The following is a 23,741-nucleotide window of genomic DNA, read 5'->3' on the forward strand; positions in this document are numbered from 1 at the left end:
ACCTCAGGCTGCGGAGCGTGCGCCCAGCGCCCGCAGGTCGCGACGTTTGAGATCAACACGCGCCAGTGGGCAATAGGCCCGGGCAACAAAGTGCCGCCCCGTGCCGCCGCAGAGGCCGCCCGCAAGGAACAGCTCGGGAAAGAGATCAAACAGCTCGCGCCGGTCGCCCTCGGACAAGCCACGCAGCGCCTCTGGGCCGGGCCAGAAGGTTTCGGTGGCAACCCCTTCGGCAAAAATGACCTGATGCGCCTCGGTCATCAGGTGAATGTAGCTGACCCCGGCTGCGGGCCTGCAGGGGGTCACATCCTCTGGTGCGAGGCTCTGCAGCAGCCGCGTGCGCACAAAAGCCTCGTGCAGATGGTCCATATCGCCCAGCCGCGCGCGTCCGAGCATAAAGCGATGCTGCGGTGAAACCAGCAACGGGCGGTCGTTGGCAAGCGGCCCGCCGGGGCGCAGCCTGAGCGGGGCCAAATGTGGCCGGGCGCGCAGCTCTGCAGCGCTGAGATCCCGCCGCCCGGTCCAGATCACGGGTTGAAACCCATTGTCCGCCGTCTGCAGCAGGTCACCCTTGCGGATATGCTCCACAGGAACGGCCCCACGCGCAGTTGCGATGCGGATGCCGGGAGTGAAGCAGGGAATACCTGCAGCATAGAGCTGCTGATAAGAGCTGATCTGCGCCGGTGCGACCCCTTGCAGGACCAGCTGTTCGCCATTGGGAAAGGTCAAAAGGGCGTTGCCGGAACCATCATCCGTCACCACCACATCCGCGCGTGTCACCAGTCCGCCCGCCCCTGAGCCCCCGGACAGGCCGCTGACATCGATCTGGTCGTTGTAGAACCCATCGAGGTCGGCGTCACCGAGATCAAAATCACCTACGGTGTCGGTGCCGCCGGAGGTGGTCATGACAAAGCGGTCGTCCCCCGTGCCCCCCGTCAGACTGTCATCCCCCGCGCTGCCGGTCAGCGTGTCCGCACCGGCCCCGGCGTCCACATCGACCCCCACCAAAGAGGCGCTTGCATCCAGCACATCCGCCTGATCCGTGAGTCGAATCCGCTCGATCTCCGAGAACTCCGCCGTGTTGCTGCCATCCGTGATGGTCCCGGCCTCATCGCCGGTATAGGTGACGGTGACCCCGCTGGTCAGGTTGGAGAGATCGACAAAATCGTCATCGGTGCCGCCTTCGCCGCCCACGATGGTGTCATTGCCAAAACCATCCTCGAGAATGAAGGTATCGGCGTCATCGAACCCCACCATGGAGTCATTTCCGGCCCCTCCATACATCGTGTCGGATCCGGTACCGCCAGCGAGGGTATCGTCGCCATCCCCCCCGTACAGAAGATCGTCACCTGCCCCGCCATAAATCGTATCGGAGCCGTAATCGCCATAGATCGTGTCATTGTTCCCCTCCCCGTAGAGAAGGTCATCGCCGTACATCCCGTCGATGAGATCATTTCCAGCGCCCGCGTAGACCGTATCATTCAAACCGGCCGAGCCAAAATTGACAGTCTGGTTCGGAGCCCCCTCGATATACTCCAGATACCAGCCATCCGGGTGGCGCAGAATCCAGTTATGCTCCTCAAAGGTGCTCTGGTTCCGGGTGTCCCCGGGCTGAAGGGTGGCGTAATATTGGGCTGTGCCGGTCTCGTCGATCCACCACAGCTCGATCGGGCCATCCGCCGAGTTGGTGACGGTCAACGTCGTGGGGGTTGTGCTCGCGCCTGAGGCTCCTGACGAGGTATTCGTCCACGCATTGTCGCCACGGATGGTGTCATTGCCGGTGCCACCGTCGATATTGTCGTTGCCTTCACCACCGGTTAGATAGTCATCCCCGTCACCCCCTCTGAGGGTGTCATCGCCTTGGTCCCCGGACAGGGTATCGTTCCCGGTACCGCCCGTGAGACTGTCATTGTTGTCAGAGCCTTCGATGTAGTCGTCTGAATTGTTCGCCAGAATGACAGTGAAATCATCGACAAGGGTGGGGCTACCCAGAGTGGCGTTGGTGCCCGTGTTGCCGCTTTCGCCGACACTGTACCAAGACGTCCCGTCCCAGATCGAGATCGTTTTGGCCTCGGCGTTGATGTTGATTTCATAATTTGGCGGCAAACCGGTGAAATCAAGCGTATGGCCGGGGCTGCCTTCAGAGATGGAGGCCCAAAATGCGGGATCGTTGTAATTCGTCCCGTGTACTACATAAGTCGTCATCTCGTGTTTGCACTCATACCATTTGCCTATGGAAACAGGCAGCGCTTTGACGGCAAGCACGCTGCAGCCGGGGCGATGTCGCCTCTTTCGTGCCGAATGCAGCATCCGCGCTACATCCAAGATTAGGGTAAAATAGTTAAGAGCCCTTCAAGCAGATCTGAATTGATGCGCGCGACAGGATGAGCCCAACAAACTGTTGATCAGACTCTGAAAACAAAAAAACCGCCCGCGAGAGACCCGCGAGCGATTGAAAAAATTCCGGGGTTGATTGATCAGCCCAGCACAGCCTTAACAGCGCGCAGGGTGCCTTCGACCACCTGATCGGCCTCGGCATGGGTGAGGCAGAACGGCGGCGCAAAGCCCAGGATGTCGCCCTGGGGCATGGCACGGGCAATGATCTTGTCCTGCTCGAGGAGTTTCGCAGAGATCTGAGGCCCGATCTTGTCGGCGGCGTCAAAGAAGGTGCGACTGTCGCGATCCTTCACAAATTCCACCGCGCAGAGCAGGCCTTCGCCGCGTACATCGCCGACGTTGGCGTGCTGGCTCAGAGCCTCGGCCATGGTGGCGTTGAGGTAGGCACCGACCTCGCCTGCGTTGCTCACGAGGTTCAGCTCGTCGAGGAGCTTGAGGTTGGCGACACCCGCCGCCGCCCCGATCGGGTGGGCGGAATAGGTCCAGCCGTGGCCGATGGGACCGTTCTCGTCGGTGCCCTGCTCGAGCACCTTCCAGACCTTGTCACTGACGATCGACCCGGAAAGCGGCGCATAGGCCGAGGTCAGACCCTTGGCGATGGTGATGATGTCGGGCTCCAGACCGTAGTGGTCAGAACCGAACATGGTGCCGAGACGGCCAAAGCCGGTGACCACCTCATCCGCCACCAGAAGGATGTCGTGTTTTTTCAGGACGGCCTGGATCGCCTCCCAATAGCCTGCGGGCGGCGGCACGATGCCCCCGGTGCCCAGGATCGGCTCACCGATGAAGGCGGCGATGGTGTCTGCCCCTTCGCGTTCAATCAGAGCCTCCAGCTCGGCGACGCAATGGGCGACGAACTGCTCTTCGGTCTGGTTCAGATCCTCGCGACGGAAGTAATAGGGCGCCTCGGTGTGGATCACCTGTTCGACGGGCAGGTCGAATTTCTTGTGAAAGAGCTCAAGCCCCGTCAGCGAGCCGGTGACCAGCCCGGAGCCGTGATAGCCACGCCAGCGCGAGATGATTTTCTTCTTTTCGGGGCGGCCAAGGATGTTGTTGTAATACCAGATCAGTTTGACATTGGTTTCATTGGCGTCCGAACCGCCAAGGCCGAAGTAGACTTTCGACATGTTCTTGGGCGCGCGATCCAGGATCATCTTGGCCAGCGTAATCGAGGCCTCGGTGCCATGTCCAACATAGGAATGGTAATAGGCCAACTCGCGCGCCTGATCGGCGATGGCCTCGGCAATCTCCTGACGACCATAGCCGACGTTGACGCAGTAGAGCCCGGCAAACGCATCCAAGAGCTTGTTGCCGTCACGATCCTCGATAAAGACGCCGGAGGCAGTCTTGATCACCCGGTTTGCACTCTCGCCGCGCGCGTGCTGCGCCAGGTGGGTCGAGGGGTGAAAGAAGTTGTCGCGGTCCCATTGGTCCAGTTGATCGTTCTTCAGCATTTACGGTCCTTCCTATTTCCGTGTTCCACCCGCGAGGGTGGAAAATCTAATCCCATTCGAGGGTTACGCCCAGTCGCGGCAGACGTATTTGACCTCGGTGAATTCTTCCATGCCCAGCCGTGCGCCCTCGCGGCCCATGCCGGATTGTTTGGTGCCGCCAAAGGGGATCGGTGCGCCGGTGACTTTGGTGCGGTTGACCGCCACCATGCCGAACTGCAAGGCGCGGCTCAGGCGATGGATCCGGCGCGGATCATGGCTGTGGACATAGGCGACAAGCCCATATTCGCTGTCATTGGCACGCTGGATCACCTCGTCCTCAGAGTCAAACGGCGTGATCGGCGCGACCGGGCCGAAGGTCTCTTCGTGCAGGATCAGCGCGTCAGCGGGGACATCCGTCAGCACGGTGGGTTCATAAAACAGCGGCCCCAGCGCGTGGCGTTTGCCGCCGCAGGCCAATGTGGCGCCTTTTTCCAATGCGTCAGCGACATGCTCTTCCTGTTTCTGCACCGCTTTTTCGTTCATCAGCGGGCCGATGTCGGGATCATCAATCCCTTTGCCCACGCTGAGCGCCTGCGTCGCCGCCACAAAACGGGTGCAGAACTCATCATAAATGTCCCGCTCGACAAAGATGCGGTTGGCGCCAAGGCAATCCTGCCCGGAGGTGGCGAATTTCGCCTTGATCGTTTCGGCGACGGCACGATCGAGATCGCAGTTTTTGAAAACGATCACCGGAGCATGACCGCCGAGTTCCATCACCAGACGTTTGACCGTCTCGGCGGACTGACGATAGAGGAGCTTGCCGACCTCGGTGGAGCCGGTGAAGGACAGGGCCCGCACGCGCGCATCCCGTGTCCATGGCTCAACCACCACCGGGGCCTTGCCTGTGATGACATTGAAGACGCCTTTGGGAATGCCCGCGCGTTCTGCCAACTCGGCCAGCGCCAGCGCGCTGAAGGGCGTTTCGGCGGCGGGGTGGGCGACAACGGTGCAGCCCGCCGCCAGCGCGGCTGCGGCCTTGCGAGTCAGCATCGCAGAGGGAAAATTCCACGGCGTGATCAATGCGGCCACGCCCACAGGTTCGCGCCAGAGTTCCACCTCCGCATCGGGCAGATGGCTGGTGACGCCCTCGATGTTGGGCCGTTTGGATTCCTCGGCATAGAATTCGACAAAGGCCGCGCCATAGTCGATCTCGCCGCGGGCCTCCGACAAGGGTTTGCCTTGCTCCAGCACCATAAGGCGGGCGAGGTCCTCTTTGTGCTCGATCATCAGTTCGAACCATCGACGCAATAGGGCGCAGCGATCCTGCGGCAGCATCAATGCCCAGCTGGTAAAGGCCGCATGTGCCGCATCCACCGCGGCAGAGGAATCCTCTGCTGTCATGGCCGTGACATCGCCGATGAAGTCGCCCGTGGCCGGGTCATGTACTGCGACCACCTCGCCATTGGACGAGGCACACCATTTCCCGTTTATGTAAGAAAACGAACGCACGAGTGCTTTGTCACTGATTTCCGCACGCGCGGACAGGGCCGATAACGACATGTCTGCTCCTCCTTTAGACTTGGGGGCAGTCTGCATGGCGCGATCAGAAGAAGTGACCAAAGTTTGCCGACTCGGCAGAGGATTCAACTGCCCCGGAGCAGGATTTCGAGAGGAGGCACGCCCGCGCCTTTGACGGGCTTGGTCACGATATAGGTGAAGTAGCGGCTGAGGCCGATGCGGGCATCCAGCATCGCATCGATCAGACGCTGGTAGGCGTCGATGTCGCAGGTCACGATCTGCAACAGATAGTCAAAGCCCCCGCCCAGCGCCCAGCAGGCCACTACCTCGTCATAGCGCTGCATCGCAGCCTCGAACGACTGGAAACTTGCCGCCGTGTGATCCGCCAATTCGGCAGCCACAAAGACGGTGACATGGGGCGCGATTTTCTTGAGGTTGATCTGGGCGTTATAGCCTTCGATCAGCCCGGCCTTTTCCAGTTTCTTCAGCCGCTCCCAACAGGGTGTCGGCGACAGACCCACCTGATCTGCAAGGGCCGCCTTGGTGATGCGGCCATCGCGGGACAGGATGCGAAGGATATCAAGGTCGCGCTGATCGAGATGCATGTCAGCCCTCGACCACGCCGATCACCGCGGCGCAGTCACCGGATTTGATCATGCCGGGGAAATGGCGGCTGATGAGCACACCGCTGCGGCGGGCGCGGTATTCCACCGGGGCCTCTCCGGTGCGGTCGGGCGACCAGACGCGGGCGACCAGATCGCCCTCTTGCACAGGTTCGCCAAGATCGATCATGATCTCAAACAACCCGTCGTGCTCGCTGAAGAGGTAGCAATCCCCGTCGGGCATATCGAGTGTCACACTCGGGTCAATCTGCATCTCGCCCTGCAAGATCCCAAAGTGAATCAGCACGTTGCGCAGACCTTTCTTGGCGATGGCATTGCTGCGCGCGGTGGACATGCCACCGCCGCCAAGTTCGGTGGTCACGAGCACCTTGCCCATTTCCTCGACGGCGGTGTCATACATGCCCTCGCTGTCGATCTCGAGGAGTTGCACCGAGTAGGGCGCGTTGAAGGCCTGCATGGCGGCAAAGCACGCATCCTGCAGCGCCTTGTCCTCGAGGATATGCGCAGCGGCAAAGGGGACAAAATCCAGCGTCTTGCCGCCGGAGTGGAAATCCACCGCCACATCCGCCATTGGCAGGAGCGTACGCTGAAAGTAATCCGCGATCTTTTGCGTGACGGTGCCATCGGGACGGCCCGGAAAGGCGCGGTTGAGATTGCCCCGGTCGATGGGCGAGGTCCGCGCACTGGCGCGAAAGGCAGGGTAATTGAAGTAAGGCACAATAATGAGCCTGCCGGTCACATCCTCGGCACGGGTGGTGGCGGCGAGTTCCTGCAACGCCACGGGGCCTTCGTATTCATCGCCGTGATTGGCACCCGTCAACAGCGCAGTCTTGCCGGCGCCGTTCTGAATGACGGTGATCGGGATCATCACAGAGCCCCAGGCGCTGTCGTCGCGGCTGTAAGGCAGTTTCAGAAATCCGTGGTGGACACCATCCTGATCGAGCGGAATCGTCGGGGAAATCGGATTGTCTTTCATTGCCTTGTCCTTCTGCCTGCCTGTTGGGCGCAAAGGGCACGGCGTCACGAGCGCCGGCCGCGTTGTGCTACCCATACGAAGACCGGGCGCAAATTCAAAGCCTTGTGTTCCAAAGCACGGGTGACATCCCTGAGGCTAGTCCGCGCGCAGACCCGCCCCGGCCCGATCACGGGCGCGCACCTGAAAGGGGGTCATATTATATTCACGCCGATACGCGCGCGAGAGCGACGTGGAGGACGCAAAGCCGCTGGCAAAGGCGATCTCTGCAATCGGCAGGTTGGTGTCGGTGAGGAGCTTGTTGGCCAGCTTCAGGCGCAGCTGCATGTAGTGTTTGGCCGGTGTGGTGTTGAGATGGGTCAGAAACAGGCGTTCCAGATGCCGCACCGAAATCCCCGCCCGCTCGGCCACCTCGGCGGTGGACAGGGGATGCTCGATGCATTCTTCCATGATCGCCATGGCGCGCACCAGCCGCGCCTCCAGCAGATTGGTGTTGCGCGCGGCCCCTTTGGGTTGTTCTCCGCTGTAACCCCGAGCGGTTTCGATCATCAACACGCTGGCCAATTCGGCGCAATGTTGCGGTGCAAGGATTTGCGAGAGGTGACGCACCACCATTTCCGCCGTATATCCCCCCCCGGCCGAGGTCAGAATGCCTGCATTTTCCGCCACCAGGCTATCGGTGAGCGTGGGGTATTCGCCGGTCTCACGCAGCGCGCGCAGGTCTTGCCAATGGGTGGTGGCGGGCCCCGAGAGCGGCGCACATCTGCGGATATAGGCGGTTGCTGCATCCGAGAGCAGGAACACCGGGCGACGCAGTTTCTGCATTGCGCGCGCCCGTGCGAGCCAGCTGCCGCCGCTGCAATTGCGCCCCCCCACCACAAACATCAGGTCCTGAAGATATTGCAGGCCAATCGCAGGTTCTGCCCGCACCATCATGCCCGCGCCGCCTGTCACCACGCCCGGACTGTCAGAGGTGATGCGAACGGAGAACCAGATGCCGGTCTCCATTGCGTTCGCCGCCTCAAACACCGCGAGAATCAACGAAAGCTCGAGCTGGGAGAATCCCGGCTGCACAAATATTTCCACCGCCAGTCGCGGGGTGTCATCGCTGTGATCGGATGCAGCGGGAGAGGCGGGGTTTCTGTCCATATTGGATCGAGACCCTACCCGCGTCGGGTTCCCATCGACAAGTCATCTCGTGCCGCTTTGGTGTCGCTTTGCGACGCCAATGCGCCTGCCAGCATAGCGCAGCGCGACTCCCGCATCTGACATCCGCGCTTTTAAAACCCGTCAACCCGGGCACGGTTGGCTGCCGCATCACGCCGGCGCGCGCAAGGGCGCACGGGGAAGTCAGGACCAAAATGCAAGGGCACGCCTTGGGTGATTGGCGAAATCTTGCCACCGGGCAACAGGCATATTGGCACACACGGCTTTTTGACAGAATGTTACGCCGCATCACGAATGTCACAACAACGCCAGAGTGTCCCTTGCAAACCATTGCCCGCACCCTCCGTCTGAACCCGATCCTGAGTGGACTTCTTCTGATTTCAGCGCTGGTCCTCAGCGCCTGCGGAGAAGGGCCGCGGTCGGGCAATGATCAGATCGATCCGGCACGTCTGGCCTTTGCCATGCGTGAGGCTGAGAGCCTGCGGTCGCGCGGCGCCCGCGTCTGGTGTGTGCCTTTTGCGCGCAACCTCTCGGGCGTGGAAATCCGCGGCAATGCCCGCACCTGGTGGAAACAGGCGCAGGGTCGCTTCGAGGTTGGCAAGACTCCCGAGGTGGGTGCGGTCATGGCCTTTAGCGCCACCCGCTCGATGCCGCTTGGCCATGTCGCCGTTGTGTCCGAAGTGGTTGATGATCGCACGCTGCGCATTGATCACGCCAATTGGCACCGCAACAAGGTGTCGCTCGGCATGGCGGTGATTGATGTTTCGGACAAAAACGACTGGTCGCGCGTGCGCGTCGAGACCAATCCCGGCGCATTTGGCAGCGTTTATCCGATCAACGGCTTCATTCACCCCAATTCCTGATCCCGATCATTTGTGACAGGTAAAAAGGCCCGCCAGACTATGACGGGCCTATTGTTCTATTGATTGCTCCGCTGCGGGTCGGGACCTTTTGGTCCCTTGTGCGGGCTGCACGCTGTCAGCTCTCGTAGGCGCCAATGCCTTTCAGCTTGTCGCTGGACATTGGCACATAGACGCGCAGTGCATCCCCTTCGACTTCTTGCAGGACGGTGACTTGGGACAGCTCAAGCTTTACCGGCGTTTCGCCAATCCCGAGGAAGCCGCCTACATCGATGATCGCATGGCTGATGTCTCCCGAGTCGCTCATCACAAGGTCAGAGACCTCACCAATCCAGTCATCCTTGATGCCATAGGCGGGCGCTCCGGTCAGGCGCTCGGCGCTGAGATTGGCACCCTCGATGGGTTCATAGCCTTTGTCTTGCCAATCCGAAGTGACCTCGGCTGTGATCTCTTTCACGTCGTCCATCGTGTTGCTGATCGCCTCTCCGACCCGCTCGGCCGCGCCTTGAGCAGTGTTGCCCAGATCATCGGCCGTGTTCTTCAACGCCGCCGAAGTGGTTTTCACCGCTTGTTCGGCGCGATCACTGAAATCACTCATCGCGGAGTGCTCATAAGCCGGTGCGGCTTCAAACTCCGCAACATCCGCCTGCATCACCAGAAAATAATCGGTGCTATCTTCGGGCGTCGCGCTATCCGGCACCATCTGCAGCACGTTCATATCCACCGCGATCTGACGTTCGCCAATCCCGAGAAAGCCGCCGATGTCGACGAGAACCGACTGGATATTGCCGTCACGGCTCAGCACGATGTCATTTACCTCGCCGATCTTCTCCCACTCTTTCTGGAGACCCTCATACCCTTCAGCATCGACCTCGGACGGGGTGGTGTAGATCTGCTGACCGATGAATTCAGACGCCTGGATCGCCAAGGGATCCGCGCTTGCCATGAACTTTGGTGCTTCGGCAACCGCAACGGTGGAGGTGGCTGCCATCAGGGCAGTCGACATCAACAGGGTTTTCATTGCTACTCTCCTCTTCGTGAGTGTCATGTGGTGCGGCCGCTTGCATCCACACAACGAGAGCGCTGGCGCATATGTTCCGAGATTTTTTCGCGATGTGCCGCGACTGGCGCAATCAGGCGCAGCTAGAGCGCGGCCAGATCGCCACCAATCGCGACGGTCAATTGCTGCGCTGCTTCGATAACAGGGCGACTGAGTTCTGCGATGCTCTCGACGCTGATGCGACTGGTCGGACCGGAGACCGAGATCCCCGCGATCGCCTCTCGGTTCATGTCGAACACCGGCGCCGCGATACAGCGCATGCCGGCGTTCTTTTCCTCGTTGTCGACCGCGAACCCTTGCGCACGGATGGCCGCCAGATCGGCCTTGAGCGCCTCGGGATCGGTGATGGTGTGGTCGGTAAATATCTCCAATCGCGTCGCCGCAAGGAGCCGGTCGAGACGGCTGCCGTCCATTTCCGCCAGGAGCGCCTTGCCAATCCCGGAGGCGTGCATCTGTGACAGGGTGCCCGGCGGAAAGAACGCGCGAATGCTGGCGTGGGTCTCCACCTGGCTCAGGAACAGAACATGGCCCTCTTTCTCGACCCCGAGGTTCGCAGTCTCGCCGGTGTCCTCCATCAGGCGGCGCAGGATAGGCCGGGCCCGATCCACGAGACTGGTGCGGCGCAAGAACCGTGCCCCGATCACAAAGGCCTGCGCGCCGATGTGCCAGAGCTGCTCTTCGGCGTCGAAGTCCACCAATCCGCGCCCTTCGAGTGTGACAAGAATGCGGTAAACGGTGGCGGGTGACTGCCCCATTTCCTCGGCAATCATAGTAAGCGGCTTGCCCTGCGCCTGGCTCAGATACTCAAAGACCTCCATCGCGCGGTCGAGCGATTTGATGGTGTTCTGCGCGGTTTTATCGTGCCAGTCGCGCGGACGGCCCCGTGCCCGTCTGGTGGCTCTTGAGGCATTTTCATGCGAATCCATAAGATCCTCCCGGCACATTGCGAAATACACATTCACGATATGAAAAACGCAAACACCTGACAAGAAACGTTTTTTGGCGTCACTCCATTTTTAAAAAACGATTTCAAAAAAATTTCCCCGGTTTCGGCTTCGGTCTAGGGTGTCTCAACGACGCAAGGAGACAGTCCATGAGCTTTCAAAATCCCGTCTTTATTCCGGGGCCGACCAACATCCCCGAAAGCCTGCGCAAAGCCTGCGACATGCCGACAATCGACCATCGCTCGCCACTGTTTGGGCAGATCCTGCATCCCGCGCGCGAGGGGGTGCGCAAGGTGCTCAAGAGCGACAGCGCCGAAGTTTTTATCTTTCCCTCCTCCGGCACGGGGGGCTGGGAGACCGCGCTGAGCAATACGCTCTCGCCGGGGGATACGGTGTTGGCCGCCCGCAACGGCATGTTCAGCCATCGCTGGATCGACATGTGCCAGCGTCACGGCCTTGAGGTGGAAATCATCGAGACACCCTGGGGCGAGGGCCTGCCCGCCGATCGTTATGAAGAGATCCTGACCGCCGATACCTCGCACAAGATCAAGGCGGTTCTGGCCACCCACAACGAGACCGCGACCGGCGTGAAATCCGACATTGCCGCCCTTCGGCGCGCCCTCGATGCAGCGGCGCATCCGGCACTGTTGTTTGTGGATGGCGTGAGCTCCATCGCCTCGATGGATTTCCGTATGGATGAGTGGGGGGTCGATGTGGCGGTGACGGGCTCGCAAAAGGGCTTCATGCTGAGCGCGGGCCTCGCCATCGTCGGCTTCAGCCCCAAGGCGATGGAGGCGACCAAATCCGCCCAGTTGCCACGCACCTTCTTTGACGTGCACGATATGGCGAAGGGCTATGCCAATAACGCCTACCCCTACACGCCTGCGGTAGGCCTGATGAACGGTCTCAATGAGTCCTGCAAGATGCTGCTGGCTGAGGGGCTGGAGGACGTCTTTGCCCGCCACCACCGCATTGCTGAAGGGGTGCGCGCCGCGGTTGGCGCCTGGGGGCTGGAGCTCTGCGCGGCAACGCCCGAGGTCTATTCCGACACCGTCAGCGCGATCCGCACCCCCGAAGGGTTCAACGCCACCGATATCGTCACCCATGCCGCCGAGAAATACGGCGTCGCTTTTGGCGTCGGGCTGGGTGAGGTCGCGGGCAAAGTGTTCCGCATCGGCCACCTCGGTAGCCTGACGGATGTGATGGCGCTTTCGGGAATTGCCACCGCCGAGATGTGCATGGTCGACCTCGGCCTTGATATCCGCCTCGGCTCCGGCGTTGCAGCGGCACAGGACTATTATCGCGGCCACACGGCGGCCGCCCAAAAGGACGCCGCGTGATGAAGGACACCGCAATGTATATCCCAACCTACGAGGACATGCTGGCGGCGCATCAACGTATCGCGCCACACATCCACCGCACCCCGGTGCGCCAGTCCGCCTACCTCAACGAGCTGACCGGCGCGCAGCTGTTTTTCAAATGCGAAAACTTTCAGGAGCCGGGGGCCTTCAAGGTGCGCGGCGCCACCAATGCAGTCTTTGGTCTGGACGCAGCACAGGCGGCCAAGGGCGTGGCGACGCATTCCAGCGGCAACCATGCCTCCTGCCTGTCCTATGCGGCGATGCTGCGCAGCATTCCCTGCAACGTGGTGATGCCGCGCACCGCGCCGCAGGCCAAAAAAGACACCGTGCGCCGCTATGGCGGGAAGATCACCGAATGTGAGCCCTCGACCACCTCGCGAGAGGAGACATTCGCCCGCGTACAGGCCGAAACCGGTGGCGATTTTGTGCATCCCTACAACGATCCTCGGGTGATCGCTGGCCAAGGCACCTGCGCCAAAGAGTTTGTCGAGCAAACCGACGGGCTTGATTGTGTGCTCGCGCCGATTGGCGGCGGCGGCATGATTTCGGGCACCTGTCTGACGCTGTCGACGCTGGCACCCGAAACACGGATCATCGCCGCGGAGCCCGAGCAGGCTGATGACGCCTACCGCAGCTTCAAGGCGGGCTACATCATTGCCGATGATGCGCCCAAGACCATCGCCGACGGGCTGCTGGTGCCGCTCAAGGATCTGACCTGGCATTTTGTGTCGAACCATGTGTCCGACATTCTGACCGCATCTGACCCTGAGATCATCGACGCGATGAAGCTCATCTGGAAGCACCTGCGCGTGGTGATGGAGCCCTCTTCTGCGGTGCCGCTCGCCACCATCCTGAAGAACCCCGAGACCTTTCGCGGCAAACGCGTTGGCATCGTTTTGACCGGTGGCAATGTCGATCTGGATCGCCTGCCCTGGACGATTTGAGAACGATCTGACCTCAGTCAGACACTGTTTGCCCTTATTTAGACTCTGATATGGGAGTAACCCCAATGAATGCACCCGCAAATTTCGACAGCCTCGAAGTGGGCTTTGACGTCCCCGCCCTGCCCGGCATGGATGAGGCCGACATCCAGACCCCCTGTCTCGTGCTCGACCTCGACGCGCTGGAGCGCAACATCAAGAAGATGGGCGATTACGCTCGCGCGCACGGCATGCGCCACCGCGTGCATGGCAAGATGCATAAATCGGTGGATGTGGCCAAACTCCAAGAGCGTCTTGGTGGCGCAATCGGGGTCTGCTGCCAGAAGGTCTCTGAGGCCGAAGTCTTTGCACGAGGCGGCATAAAGGACGTGTTAGTCTCTAATCAGGTGCGCGATCCGGCCAAGATCGACCGGCTGGCGCGGCTCCCGAAACTGGGCGCGCGTACCATCGTCTGTGTGGATGATCCGGCCAATGTCGCGGATCTGTCAGCGGCGGCACAGAAGCATGACACCGAGATCGAGTGCTTTGTGGAGATCGACTGTGGCGCTGGACGCTGCGGCGTGACCACCACGGAAGACGTGGTCGAGATCGCGCAGGCCATTGATGCCGCCCCGGGGCTAAAGTTCACCGGCATCCAAGCCTACCAGGGCGCCATGCAGCACCTCGACAGCTACGAGGCGCGCAAGGAAAAGCTCGACGTTGCAATCGCTCAGGTGCGTGATGCGGTCGAGGGGCTGAAGGCTGCGGATCTTGCGCCGGAATTGGTCTCTGGAGGCGGTACAGGCTCTTACTACTTCGAGTCTAACTCAGGGGTTTATAACGAATTGCAGTGTGGCTCTTACGCGTTCATGGATGCCGACTATGGCCGAATTCTGGATCAGGACGGCAAGCGGATCGATCAGGGCGAGTGGGAGAATGCCTTCTTCATTCTGACCCAGGTCATGAGCCACGCCAAGGCCGACAAGGCGATCTGTGATGCGGGCCTCAAGGCGCAATCCGTGGACAGCGGACTGCCGTTCATCTTTGGCCGCACGGATGTCGAGTACGTCAAATGCTCGGACGAGCATGGGGTGATAGCTGACCCCGATGGCGTGCTGAAGGTGGGCGAGAAACTGAAGCTGGTCCCCGGCCATTGTGATCCCACCGCGAATGTCCACGACTGGTACGTCGGCGTCCGCAACGGCAAGGTCGAAACCCTCTGGCCAGTGTCCGCGCGCGGCAAGGCCTACTGACCCCCTACTGGCGCAGGTGCGCCTCTGCGCCCTGCGCCGGATTTTTCTTTTTGCAGCCCCAATGATGGGCTGCACCCGAATACTGGAGACACCCCATGTACATCGTTCCCGAACGGGTGATTGCCGATCTTATGACCCGCGAGGCCGCCTTTGACGCGGTGGAGAAGGTCTTTGCCGCCATGGCCGCCGAGGACGCCTATAACTTTCCCGTAGTGCGCGAGGCCATCGGCCATGAGGACGCGCTTTATGGGTTCAAGGGCGGTTTTGACCGCGCAGGGCTGACGCTTGGCCTGAAGGCGGGCGGCTATTGGCCCCACAACCTAGAGAAGCGCGGGCAAATCAACCATCAGTCCACCGTGTTCCTCTTCGACCCGGATACCGGCAAGGCCCACGCGATGGTGGGCGGCAATCTGTTGACCGCGCTGCGCACGGCGGCGGCCTCCTCGGTGTCGATCAAGCATCTCGCCCGCGACGATGCAAAGGTGATCGGCATGATCGGGGCGGGTCATCAGGCGACGTTTCAGCTGCGCGCCGCCCTCGAGCAGCGCAACTTCGAAAAGGTGATCGGCTGGAACCTGCACCCCGAAATGCTGCCCAACATCGAAGCCGTCGCCGCAGAGGCTGGCCTGCCGTTCGAAGCGGTCGAACTGGACGGGATGCGCGCAGCGGATGTGATCATCTCGATCACCTCCTCCTTTGAGGCAAGTCTGATGGCCGATCATGTCAGCCCCGGCACACATATCGCCTGCATGGGCACCGACACCAAAGGCAAACAAGAGGTCGACCCGGCGCTTTTGGTGCGCGCTGAGGTCTTCACCGACGAGGTGGCGCAATCCGTCAGCATCGGAGAGGCACAGCATGCGGTGGCGCAGGGGCTGATCGAAGCGGCGGATCTGACGCAGCTCGGGGCGGTCATAAATGGTGCCCACCCTGGCCGTAGCACTGACGATCAGGTCACCCTTTTTGACGGCACCGGTGTTGGGCTTCAGGATCTGGCGGTCGCCGCCCGTGTCGTGGAGCTGGCGGTCACGCAGGGCATCGCGATTGAGGTTGATTTCTAAGCCACCACTCACACATGGCTCTAAACGCCCCGGCCCTGCTCCGGGGCGTTTTTTATCCGACCAGCGCGTCCAGCAAGGACTGTCCGCGTTCGGTGATGAAATCCACCAGCAGGCGCACTTTTGGATCCTGCAGTTTCTTGTGCGGATAAAGGCAGCCGAAAGTTGCCGCCATCGGGCGCGCCTCCGGCAGGATCTCGACCAGCGCATCAGAGCGCAGATGCTCTGCCACCTCAAATCGTGGTTTGTTGACGATGCCGCGATGATCCAGCGCCCAATTCAACAGAACCTCGCTGTCGTCTGCATCGTATTTGCCGCTGACTTCGAATTTTCGAAACCCAGAGCCTGTGTTCAAGGTCCAAAAATATTCTGGCGAACGGGGGTAGCGCAGCAGCAGGCAGTTGTGTTTTCCCATCAGATCCTGCGGCACATGAGGGATGCCATGGCGTTCCAGATAGCGCGGCGAGGCACAGAGCACGCGCTCAACGCTTGCGATCTTGCGCATCTTCAGGCTGGAGTCGCTCGGCGTACCGACAAAAAAGGCCAGGTCCAGACCTTCTGCCAGAATGTCGACCCGACGATCCGACATCCGCATTTGCACGTCGATCTCGGGGTGCCGATCGACAAAATCAGGCACTAACGGGGCGATTATGCGCCGTCCAGCTGCCAGAGGTGCGGTGATTTTCAGAGTCCCGCGTGGCCGCCCGGAGAACTGTGCCACAACGCTCTCGGCCTCTTCGACCACGTCAAGGATGCGCAAGGCCTCGCGGTAAAACCGCTTGCCCGCTTCGGTCGGCGTCAGCGATCGCGTGGTGCGATTGAAGAGCCGCACGCCAAGATGTTCCTCCAGCTCCTTGATGCGTTTGCTGGCCACTGCCGGCGTCAGGCGCACGTCGCGCCCTCCCGATGTGATACTGCCCAGCTCCACCACACGGCAGAACAGGCGCAGGCTCTCCATATAAGCCATTTGGAATCCTCATCTCGGGGTGACAGCCCCTGTATACGCCAGACCACCTGATTTGATTATCAACAGCGTGTTGAAAGTATTTCGCAAAGCACACCATATTTCAATGCAGTCAGACAGGTTAATCTCTGCCGCAACTCAAGAGACGCGCCCGCGTGATGCGGGCAGAACAGGGAGGTTCAATGGCTCAGGGACATGACATCCGCTTTTTGCTGAACGGAGTGGAAAAGCGCGTATCCGATGTGAAGGCAACACTGACCTTGCTGGATTACCTGCGCCTCGATCAGCGCCTGACGGGCAGCAAGGAAGGCTGCGCCGAGGGCGACTGCGGGGCCTGCACCGTTCTTGTTGGGCGGCTGCATCAGGGCCAGCTGCACTATGAGACCGTGAACGCCTGCATCCGCTTTCTTGCGTCCCTCAATGGCTGTCACATTGTCACCATCGAGCATCTCTCGGGGCCGCAAGGGCGTCTGCACCCGGTCCAGGAGGCCATGGTCGACTATCACGGCAGCCAGTGCGGCTTTTGCACGCCGGGTTTTGTGATGTCGCTCTATGCGCTGTGGATGTCCAACCCGGAGCCATCGGTGCAGGAGGTCGAGACGGCGATCCAAGGCAACCTCTGCCGCTGCACCGGCTATGAGCCGATCGTGAAGGCCGCTATGGCGGTGACACAGTATGGATCTCCCGCGCATGACCATCTGGTGCGTGAACGGACTGATGTAACCGCGCGCCTGATGGCGCTGCAGCCCAGCGCACGCATTGTGACCGGCCCCGAGGATGACCGCGCGATCCTGCCGCTGGATGTCGCGGATCTGGCGCAGGTGCTGGCGGAAAACCCCAAGGCAACGATCGTGGCCGGGTCCACCGATGTGGGACTTTGGGTCACGAAATTCATGCGCCCGATCTCGCCGGTGGTGTTCATCACCCACCTCGAGGAGCTGAAATCCGTCGAGGTCACGGAGGAGGCTCTGACCCTTGGCGCGGGTGTGACCTACAGCGAGAGTGAGGCCGCAATCCGTGCGGCGTTCCCGCATCTGGGCGACTACTGGGACCGGATCGCTGGTTGGCAGGTGCGCAACATGGGGACCATCGGTGGCAATATCGCCAATGGCTCTCCCATCGGGGACACGCCGCCGGTGCTGATTGCGCTTGGGGCCGAAGTCGTGCTGCAAAGCGCGCGGGGCAGCCGGGTGCTGCCGCTTGAAGACTTCTTTATCGATTACGGCAAGCAGGACCGCGAGGCGGGTGACTTTGTTGCCGCGATCCGTATTCCGCGCGCAAAGCCGGGGCAGATGGATGCGGCCTACAAAATCTCCAAGCGACGGGACGAGGATATTTCCTCAGTCGCGGCCGGGATCAGCGTATGCGTGACCGATGGGGTCATCACCACGGCCCGGATCGCGTTTGGCGGCATGGCCGCAACCCCCAAACGCGCCGCCACCGCCGAAGCCGCCCTCGTGGGGCAGCCATTTGCTGCGGCGTCTTTTGACGCGGCTGCCGTGGCACTGGGCCAGGACTTCACGCCGCTCAGTGACTGGCGCGCCAGCGCAGACTACCGCATGACCGTCGCCGCGAACCTGTTGCGCCGGTTCTACCTCGAACAAGACAGCACCCAGGGCGCGCCCGTGCGTCTGGCCATCGCGTGAGGGAGGAGACACCTATGAAAGATCTGGGCAATACCACAGAGATCAAAGGTGCCGCGCATCAGGATCTCAAACACGAGAGCGCCATCAAACAGGTGCAGGGCCGCGCCGACTACACCGACGACATCCTGGAACCCGCAGGGACGCTGCATGCCTATCTCGGCGTGTCTACCGTCGCCCATGCCAACATCCGCGGCATGGATCTGAGCCGTGTGCGCGCCGCGCCCGGTGTCGTCGATGTGCTGACGGCGGATGATATTCCCGGCGTTAATGACGTGAGCCCCACGGGCAAACATGACGAGCCGGTGTTTCCGACCGAGAAGGTGGAGTTTCACGGCCAGCCGCTCTTTGCCGTGATTGCCGAGAGCCGCGATGCCGCGCGCCGCGCCGCGGAGCTTGCGGATGTGGACTATGAGGTGCTGCCCCACGCGCTCGATGCGATTTCGGCGCGGGATGCGGGCATGCCCATGGTCACCGACCCGCTGAAGCTCGAGCGCGGTGATGTGGAGAGCGGCCTTGCGGAGGCGCCGCACCGCTTGCAGGGACGCGTTGTCGTCGGCGGTCAGGATCACATGTATCTCGAAGGCCATATCGCCTTTGCGATTCCGGGCGAAGATGACGATGTGGTGGTGCATTGCTCCACCCAGCATCCGAGCGAGGCGCAGCACATGGTGTCCCATGTGCTCGGCGTGCCGTCGAATGCGGTGGTGGTGAACGTGCGCCGCATGGGCGGCGGGTTTGGCGGCAAGGAAAGCCAGATGAACCTTTTTTGCGCCGTTGCCGCCCTTGGCGCCAAGAAGCTGAACCGTCCGGTGAAAATCCGCCCCGATCGCGATCAGGACATGACCGCCACCGGCAAGCGGCATGACTTTGTGATCGACTATGATCTGGGCTTTGACAATGAGGGGCGGATCGAAGCCGTCGAGAGCCAGTTTGCCGCGCGCTGCGGCTATTCCTCGGACCTCTCCGGACCCGTGACCGACCGCGCGCTGTTTCATGCCGACAACGCCTATTTCTACCCCAATGTCCGCCTGACCTCCTGTCCGCAGAAGACGAATACAGTCTCTAACACGGCATTTAGAGGCTTTGGCGGCCCGCATGGCGTGGTCGCCGCGGAACGGATGATCGAGGAAATCGCCTATGCGCTGGGCAAGGACCCGCTGGAGGTGCGCAAGGCCAATTTCTATGGCCAACCCGGCGATAGCCGCACCCTCACCCCCTATCATCAGGAGGTGGAGGACAATGTGATCGGTCGCATTGTCGAGGAGCTGGAAGAGAGCAGCGACTATCAGGCCCGTCGCGCGGCGATCATTGCCGAGAACACAAAGGGCGGCATCATCCGTCGTGGCATCGCGCTGACACCGGTCAAATTCGGCATCTCCTTTACTGCCACGTGGTACAATCAGGCCGGCGCTCTGATCCACATCTACAACGATGGCTCGATCCACCTCAATCATGGCGGCACCGAGATGGGGCAGGGCCTCAACACCAAGGTCGCGCAGGTGGTGGCCGAAGCGTTCCAGGTCGATTTCGACCGCATCAAGATCACCAAGACTACCACCGAAAAAGTCCCGAACACCTCTGCCACGGCGGCCTCTTCGGGGTCCGACCTCAACGGGATGGCGGCGCTGGATGCCTGCGAGCAGATCAAGGCGCGGCTGGTGAAATTTGCCGCCGAGAGTCGGGGTGTGGCCGAAAGCGCCGTGCGCTTTGGCCCCAACCAGATCCGCATCGGCGAGGAAGTCGTGGAGTTCGCGACCTTCATCCGCGAGGCCTATATGGCGCGGGTGCATCTGTCGGCGGCAGGGTTCTACAAGACACCCAAGATCCACTGGGACCGCGCGGCGGGCAAGGGACGGCCGTTTTACTATTACGCCTATGGCGCGTCCTGCTCGGAGGTCTCTATCGACACGCTCACCGGGGAATACCGGGTGGAGCGCACCGACATCCTGCATGACGTGGGCCGGTCCCTTAATCCGATCCTCGACAAGGGACAGGTCGAAGGCGCGTTTATTCAGGGCATGGGCTGGCTCACCACAGAGGAGCTCTGGTGGGACAAAGACGGGCGCCTGCGCACCCATGCGCCTTCGACCTACAAGATCCCGCTGGCCTCTGACCGCCCGCGCAGCTTCAACGTGAAGCTCGCCGACTGGTCTGAAAACCGCGAGATGACCATCAAACGCTCTAAGGCGGTGGGCGAGCCGCCCTTCATGCTGGGGATTTCTGTTCTGGAGGCGCTGTCGATGGCGGTGGCCTCGGTTGCCGACTATCGCGAGTGCCCGCGTCTTGAGGCACCCGCCACGCCCGAACGCGTGCTGATGGCGGTGGAACGTCTTAAGGCCGGAGGCTGAGGCCATGCAGGCAGAGCAGCTTCGTGCATTTCTTGACGCCCCGGGCCCGGTTGCGAGCCTGCGGCTCACGAGGGTTCGCGGGTCCTCTCCGCGCAACACGGGCACCGAGATGTATGTGCGTGCTGATGCGCTCTTTGGCACCATCGGCGGTGGGCAGCTCGAACATCTCGCGATAGCGGAGGCGCGCAAGCTGCTCGCGGCAGGCAACCTCTCGGACCATCTGGACGTCCCCCTTGGCCCCGAGATCGGGCAATGCTGTGGCGGACGTGTGGAGATCGCGATCACCCGGATGAGTGCAAGCGACAAGGATGCCGCCCTGCGCGCGGCTGAAGCGCAGGATAACGCTCTGCCTGCTGTCTATATCCTCGGCGCGGGCCATGTGGGCCGCGCACTAGCGGATCTGCTCCAGCATCTGCCGGTGCGCACAGTGCTGATCGACCAGCGTCAGGAAGAGCTGGACCAGTCGAGCGCGCAGGTCGAGCGCCGCCAGAGCGCGATCCCCGAGATCGACGTGATGAACGCCCCCGAAGGCAGCGCTTTTATCGTGCTGACCCATGACCACGGGCTGGATTTCTTGCTTACCTCTGCCGCCCTGCAACGGGGCGATGCCGCCTATGTCGGCATGATCGGCTCTGCCACCAAGCGGGCGAAATTCGCCAGCTGGACCCAAGACCACTGCGACGGGCTCTCTGTCGCAGATCTGATCTGCCCCATCGGGGTAGGCGGTAGCCGCGACAAGCGGCCCGCCGTGATTGCCGCACAGGTTGCGGCAGAAGTGATCACGGCACTGACCTCTGAAACTGCCGCAGACCACCCCCAGACCGGGGGGACTGCCCTGCATATCGCAGCGCAGTAGTAGACCGCCGCGCCACTCGGGGAGGGAGGAGAACCGCCCCCAAGGCCGGCCATCAAAGGGAGGTCCCCATGAGGGATGGGAGTTATACCTACAAGCTGTTTCACCGCAGCGACTTCAGCGCGTTCTGGGCGCTGTTCACCGACAACCTTGTCAATCTGATGGTGCTTGCGGGTATCTGTCAGTTCGTTTTTCAGATGCCCGCCGAGATCGTCTATGGCCGTATCGTTCCCGGTGCGGGTGTAGCGATCCTTACCGGGATCGCCGCCTATGTGGCGCTTGCCAAACGTGCCGCGCAGGCGCACGGGCGCGATGTCACCGCCCTGCCCTATGGCATCTCCACACCGGTGATGTTTGTCTATCTCTTTGGCGTGATTGGTCCGATCTACTGGGCCACCAATGATCCGCTGCTGGCCTGGCAGGTTGGCATTGGGGCCGGATTCATGGGCGGGATCGTGGCGGCGCTGGGCGCTGTGGTCGGTCCGTGGCTCAAACGTGTGACACCGCGTGCGGGTATGCTCGGCACGCTCTGCGGGATTGCGCTTGTGTTTATCGGCTCGGTACCGCTGGCGACCGTGTTCGAGAACCCGTTCATCGGCTTTGCCTCGATGATCATCATTCTCTGGGGCCTCGTGGGGCGATTTCGCCTGCCCTACAACATTCCTGCGGGCCTTCTGGCGCTCATCGTCGGTACCTTGGTGGCGCTGATGCTTGGCACCTCGACCCTCAGCCTTGAGGGCATCGGGTTCTATCCGCCCCTGCCCTATGTCGGCGACCTGATTGCAGGTATCCAGTACCTGTTTGCCAATCCGGAGCTGTTCCTGGTGCTGGTGCCAGTGCAGATCTACAACTTCATCGAAACCATGAACAACGTCGAGAGCGCCGAGGCTGCGGGCGATCACTACCCGGTGGCCACCTGCCAGATCACCGATGGCGTCGGCACCATGATCGGTGCGGTCTTTGGCTCGCCGTTTCCCACAACGGCCTATATCGGCCACCCGGCCTACAAGCGCATGGGCGCGCATGCAGGCTATATCATCGGGGTCGGCACGGTGATCCCGCTGGCGGCGTTTTTTGGCCTGCTTGCCTTCCTCAACAACCTGATCCCGGTGGCCGCGGCAGCACCGGTGCTGGTGTTTGTGGCGCTGAGCCTGATCACCAACACTGCCCATTCGGTCAAGACCGAGCATATGGCGGCAGTGACCATCGCGATGATGCCGCATGTCTCGGCGTTTTTGATGGTGAAATGGGCGGCCCTGATTGGCGCGCTCGGAGCGGTCGGCGTCGCAGGCGTGCCGCAGTTGGGAGACGCCGCGCTGACCTCGGCGCTGCTACAACAGGGCGCGCATTTCAGCGGTCATCTGTCGCTTTCGCAAGGGGCCATCCTGACCGGGCTGATCTGGGGGGCCATCGTTGCCTATGTGATAGATGGAAACTTTCGCGCTGCGGGCGGCTTTGCGCTTGCGGCCGCGGCGATGTCGGCGCTTGGGATCATTCATGGCGCGAGCCTGCATTGGCCAGAGCTGACGAGCGTGTCAGGCGGCTATCTGATCGCTGCCGCGTTCCTCTTTATCTATCCGCTGTTTCACAAGAGTGATGATCTGGTGAACGCCAATGTGGTGTTGGAGGACACGCCACCGCAAGCCGCCGAATAGGCTGCACACCCACAGGACCCGCGCGTTGACAAACTGTCCGCGCGCGGGCTTTCGAAACTCAGATCAGCCCAGCACGGCCCGATCTGCCTAGTCTGCCCGGTCGAGCACGGGCATGGAAAACCCCGTCTTCACCCGATCCATCACCGCGCTGGTGCGAAACCGCAGCACGTTTTCGTCGGCAAAGAACTGGCGGCGGGTGAAGTCATCATAGTCGGCCATATCGCGCGCCGAGATGATCAGCACAAAGTCTGCATTCCCGGTCACATAGTAGCATTGCATGACTTCGGGCGCCGCCCGCATCTGCGCCTTGAAACGGTCGAGATCCTCCATCCGCTCGTTTTGCAGTGTGACCTCCACGATCAGCAACAAGCCACGCCCCACCTGCTCGGGCGCAAGCACGGTGATCTCGCTCTCCACCACATCAGACGCGCGCAGACGAGCGAGACGTTTGCGGCAGGCGTCGGGCGAGAGTCCCACCTGTTTCGAGAGCGCCTCGGCGGTGATGCGGGCGTCGGTTTGAATCGCCTCGAGTATCAGGGCATCGAATCTGTCCATAACCGAAGCATGGCGGAATTTCGGCCCATGCAACACCCATCAGCAGGCACTGGGGCGGTTTTCGGACGCATCCAGGCACAGATGGGCCGAAATTCGGCCCAATTGCCACGGAGAAATCCGGGATACGCCGTGCCGAGCGCGTTAGGTTGGCAGGCA

The 23,741-nt window shown here is 61.5% G+C and carries 19 protein-coding genes; 9 read left to right on the top strand and 10 right to left on the bottom strand.

Going from position 1 to position 23,741, the window contains the following annotated elements:
- Window positions 1-3 precede the first annotated feature (3 nt).
- The 6 genes from ACZ1HH_RS12705 to ACZ1HH_RS12730 form a co-directional block, all read right to left on the bottom strand.
- Window positions 4-2,202 (bottom strand): Hint domain-containing protein, encoded by a 2,199-nt coding sequence (locus ACZ1HH_RS12705; protein ID WP_472636802.1) that lies wholly within the window; start codon window positions 2,200-2,202, stop codon window positions 4-6.
- A 272-nt stretch (window positions 2,203-2,474) separates the two neighbouring features.
- On the bottom strand, window positions 2,475-3,848 hold the full coding sequence (locus tag ACZ1HH_RS12710) for an aspartate aminotransferase family protein (protein ID WP_472636803.1): 1,374 nt from the start codon (window positions 3,846-3,848) through the stop codon (window positions 2,475-2,477).
- 63 nt (window positions 3,849-3,911) lie between these two features.
- Complete coding sequence (locus ACZ1HH_RS12715; RefSeq protein ID WP_472636804.1) at window positions 3,912-5,387, bottom strand: NAD-dependent succinate-semialdehyde dehydrogenase; 1,476 nt, start codon at window positions 5,385-5,387, stop codon at window positions 3,912-3,914.
- An 83-nt stretch (window positions 5,388-5,470) separates the two neighbouring features.
- Window positions 5,471-5,950 carry an Lrp/AsnC family transcriptional regulator gene (locus tag ACZ1HH_RS12720; protein ID WP_011540007.1) on the bottom strand — a complete coding sequence of 160 codons (480 nt, stop codon included), beginning with the start codon at window positions 5,948-5,950 and terminating at the stop codon, window positions 5,471-5,473.
- 1 nt (window position 5,951) lies between these two features.
- On the bottom strand, window positions 5,952-6,944 hold the full coding sequence (gene doeB / locus ACZ1HH_RS12725) for a N(2)-acetyl-L-2,4-diaminobutanoate deacetylase DoeB (RefSeq protein ID WP_416369205.1): 993 nt from the start codon (window positions 6,942-6,944) through the stop codon (window positions 5,952-5,954).
- A gap of 135 nt (window positions 6,945-7,079) precedes the next feature.
- Window positions 7,080-8,090, bottom strand: coding sequence for a GlxA family transcriptional regulator (locus ACZ1HH_RS12730; protein ID WP_487320299.1), 1,011 nt, complete (start codon window positions 8,088-8,090; stop codon window positions 7,080-7,082).
- Window positions 8,091-8,428: 338 nt separating this feature from the next.
- Here ACZ1HH_RS12730 and ACZ1HH_RS12735 point away from each other — a divergent pair, with 338 nt between their 5' ends.
- Window positions 8,429-8,971 carry a CHAP domain-containing protein gene (locus ACZ1HH_RS12735; RefSeq protein WP_472636807.1) on the top strand — a complete coding sequence of 181 codons (543 nt, stop codon included), beginning with the start codon at window positions 8,429-8,431 and terminating at the stop codon, window positions 8,969-8,971.
- Window positions 8,972-9,086: 115 nt separating this feature from the next.
- Here ACZ1HH_RS12735 and ACZ1HH_RS12740 read toward each other — a convergent pair whose 3' ends face one another.
- Window positions 9,087-9,989: a PRC-barrel domain-containing protein gene (locus ACZ1HH_RS12740; protein WP_472636808.1), complete on the bottom strand. Its 903-nt coding sequence runs from the start codon at window positions 9,987-9,989 to the stop codon at window positions 9,087-9,089.
- 122 nt (window positions 9,990-10,111) lie between these two features.
- Window positions 10,112-10,954: an HTH-type transcriptional regulator BhcR gene (bhcR, locus tag ACZ1HH_RS12745; protein ID WP_472636809.1), complete on the bottom strand. Its 843-nt coding sequence runs from the start codon at window positions 10,952-10,954 to the stop codon at window positions 10,112-10,114.
- A 167-nt stretch (window positions 10,955-11,121) separates the two neighbouring features.
- On the opposite strand from bhcR, the gene bhcA reads away from it, so the two are divergent.
- The 4 genes from bhcA (at window position 11,122) to bhcD (ending at window position 15,567) form a co-directional block, all read left to right on the top strand.
- Complete coding sequence (gene bhcA, locus ACZ1HH_RS12750; protein WP_487320300.1) at window positions 11,122-12,312, top strand: L-aspartate--glyoxylate aminotransferase BhcA; 1,191 nt, start codon at window positions 11,122-11,124, stop codon at window positions 12,310-12,312.
- Window positions 12,312-13,277 (top strand): beta-hydroxyaspartate dehydratase BhcB, encoded by a 966-nt coding sequence (gene bhcB, locus ACZ1HH_RS12755; protein ID WP_472636810.1) that lies wholly within the window; start codon window positions 12,312-12,314, stop codon window positions 13,275-13,277. The genes bhcA and bhcB overlap by 1 nt, the downstream gene beginning before the upstream one ends.
- 65 nt (window positions 13,278-13,342) lie before the next feature.
- Window positions 13,343-14,506, top strand: a complete 1,164-nt coding sequence (bhcC, locus tag ACZ1HH_RS12760) for a 3-hydroxy-D-aspartate aldolase BhcC (protein ID WP_011540015.1) — start codon at window positions 13,343-13,345, stop codon at window positions 14,504-14,506.
- 95 nt (window positions 14,507-14,601) lie between these two features.
- Entirely contained in the window at window positions 14,602-15,567 is a 966-nt protein-coding gene (bhcD, locus tag ACZ1HH_RS12765) for an iminosuccinate reductase BhcD (RefSeq protein WP_472636811.1), read from the top strand.
- Between the two features lie 52 nt (window positions 15,568-15,619).
- Here bhcD and ACZ1HH_RS12770 read toward each other — a convergent pair whose 3' ends face one another.
- Window positions 15,620-16,531, bottom strand: a complete 912-nt coding sequence (locus ACZ1HH_RS12770; protein WP_472636812.1) for a LysR family transcriptional regulator — start codon at window positions 16,529-16,531, stop codon at window positions 15,620-15,622.
- Between the two features lie 179 nt (window positions 16,532-16,710).
- Between ACZ1HH_RS12770 and xdhA the strand changes: the two genes are divergently transcribed.
- The 4 genes from xdhA to ACZ1HH_RS12790 all read left to right on the top strand — a co-directional run bounded on the left by xdhA (window position 16,711) and on the right by ACZ1HH_RS12790 (window position 23,030).
- Window positions 16,711-18,174: a xanthine dehydrogenase small subunit gene (gene xdhA / locus ACZ1HH_RS12775; protein ID WP_011540018.1), complete on the top strand. Its 1,464-nt coding sequence runs from the start codon at window positions 16,711-16,713 to the stop codon at window positions 18,172-18,174.
- A 14-nt stretch (window positions 18,175-18,188) separates the two neighbouring features.
- A complete protein-coding gene (gene xdhB / locus ACZ1HH_RS12780) occupies window positions 18,189-20,522 on the top strand; it encodes a xanthine dehydrogenase molybdopterin binding subunit (protein WP_472636813.1) in 2,334 nt (777 codons plus the stop codon).
- A gap of 4 nt (window positions 20,523-20,526) precedes the next feature.
- Window positions 20,527-21,378: a xanthine dehydrogenase accessory protein XdhC gene (xdhC, locus tag ACZ1HH_RS12785; protein WP_472636814.1), complete on the top strand. Its 852-nt coding sequence runs from the start codon at window positions 20,527-20,529 to the stop codon at window positions 21,376-21,378.
- Window positions 21,379-21,446: 68 nt separating this feature from the next.
- Window positions 21,447-23,030, top strand: a complete 1,584-nt coding sequence (locus tag ACZ1HH_RS12790) for a permease family protein (protein ID WP_472636815.1) — start codon at window positions 21,447-21,449, stop codon at window positions 23,028-23,030.
- Between the two features lie 87 nt (window positions 23,031-23,117).
- On the opposite strand, the gene ACZ1HH_RS12795 is transcribed toward ACZ1HH_RS12790, so the two are convergent.
- On the bottom strand, window positions 23,118-23,585 hold the full coding sequence (locus ACZ1HH_RS12795) for an Lrp/AsnC family transcriptional regulator (RefSeq protein ID WP_011540022.1): 468 nt from the start codon (window positions 23,583-23,585) through the stop codon (window positions 23,118-23,120).
- Window positions 23,586-23,741 lie beyond the last annotated feature (156 nt).

The sequence above is a fragment of the Epibacterium sp. HA2-3 genome (assembly GCF_055693725.2).

Bases quoted from the DNA above. Each gene is read 5' to 3' on its own strand.
- ACZ1HH_RS12705 (WP_472636802.1), bottom strand. From the start codon at position 2,202: ATGACGACTTATGTAGTACACGGGACGAATTACAACGATCCCGCATTT.
- ACZ1HH_RS12710 (WP_472636803.1), bottom strand. From the start codon at position 3,848: ATGCTGAAGAACGATCAACTGGACCAATGGGACCGCGACAACTTCTTT.
- ACZ1HH_RS12715 (WP_472636804.1), bottom strand. From the start codon at position 5,387: ATGTCGTTATCGGCCCTGTCCGCGCGTGCGGAAATCAGTGACAAAGCA.
- ACZ1HH_RS12720 (WP_011540007.1), bottom strand. From the start codon at position 5,950: ATGCATCTCGATCAGCGCGACCTTGATATCCTTCGCATCCTGTCCCGC.
- doeB (WP_416369205.1), bottom strand. From the start codon at position 6,944: ATGAAAGACAATCCGATTTCCCCGACGATTCCGCTCGATCAGGATGGT.
- ACZ1HH_RS12730 (WP_487320299.1), bottom strand. From the start codon at position 8,090: ATGGACAGAAACCCCGCCTCTCCCGCTGCATCCGATCACAGCGATGAC.
- ACZ1HH_RS12740 (WP_472636808.1), bottom strand. From the start codon at position 9,989: ATGAAAACCCTGTTGATGTCGACTGCCCTGATGGCAGCCACCTCCACC.
- bhcR (WP_472636809.1), bottom strand. From the start codon at position 10,954: ATGGATTCGCATGAAAATGCCTCAAGAGCCACCAGACGGGCACGGGGC.
- bhcA (WP_487320300.1), top strand. From the start codon at position 11,122: ATGAGCTTTCAAAATCCCGTCTTTATTCCGGGGCCGACCAACATCCCC.
- bhcB (WP_472636810.1), top strand. From the start codon at position 12,312: ATGAAGGACACCGCAATGTATATCCCAACCTACGAGGACATGCTGGCG.
- bhcC (WP_011540015.1), top strand. From the start codon at position 13,343: ATGAATGCACCCGCAAATTTCGACAGCCTCGAAGTGGGCTTTGACGTC.
- bhcD (WP_472636811.1), top strand. From the start codon at position 14,602: ATGTACATCGTTCCCGAACGGGTGATTGCCGATCTTATGACCCGCGAG.
- ACZ1HH_RS12770 (WP_472636812.1), bottom strand. From the start codon at position 16,531: ATGGCTTATATGGAGAGCCTGCGCCTGTTCTGCCGTGTGGTGGAGCTG.
- xdhA (WP_011540018.1), top strand. From the start codon at position 16,711: ATGGCTCAGGGACATGACATCCGCTTTTTGCTGAACGGAGTGGAAAAG.
- xdhB (WP_472636813.1), top strand. From the start codon at position 18,189: ATGAAAGATCTGGGCAATACCACAGAGATCAAAGGTGCCGCGCATCAG.
- xdhC (WP_472636814.1), top strand. From the start codon at position 20,527: ATGCAGGCAGAGCAGCTTCGTGCATTTCTTGACGCCCCGGGCCCGGTT.
- ACZ1HH_RS12790 (WP_472636815.1), top strand. From the start codon at position 21,447: ATGAGGGATGGGAGTTATACCTACAAGCTGTTTCACCGCAGCGACTTC.
- ACZ1HH_RS12795 (WP_011540022.1), bottom strand. From the start codon at position 23,585: ATGGACAGATTCGATGCCCTGATACTCGAGGCGATTCAAACCGACGCC.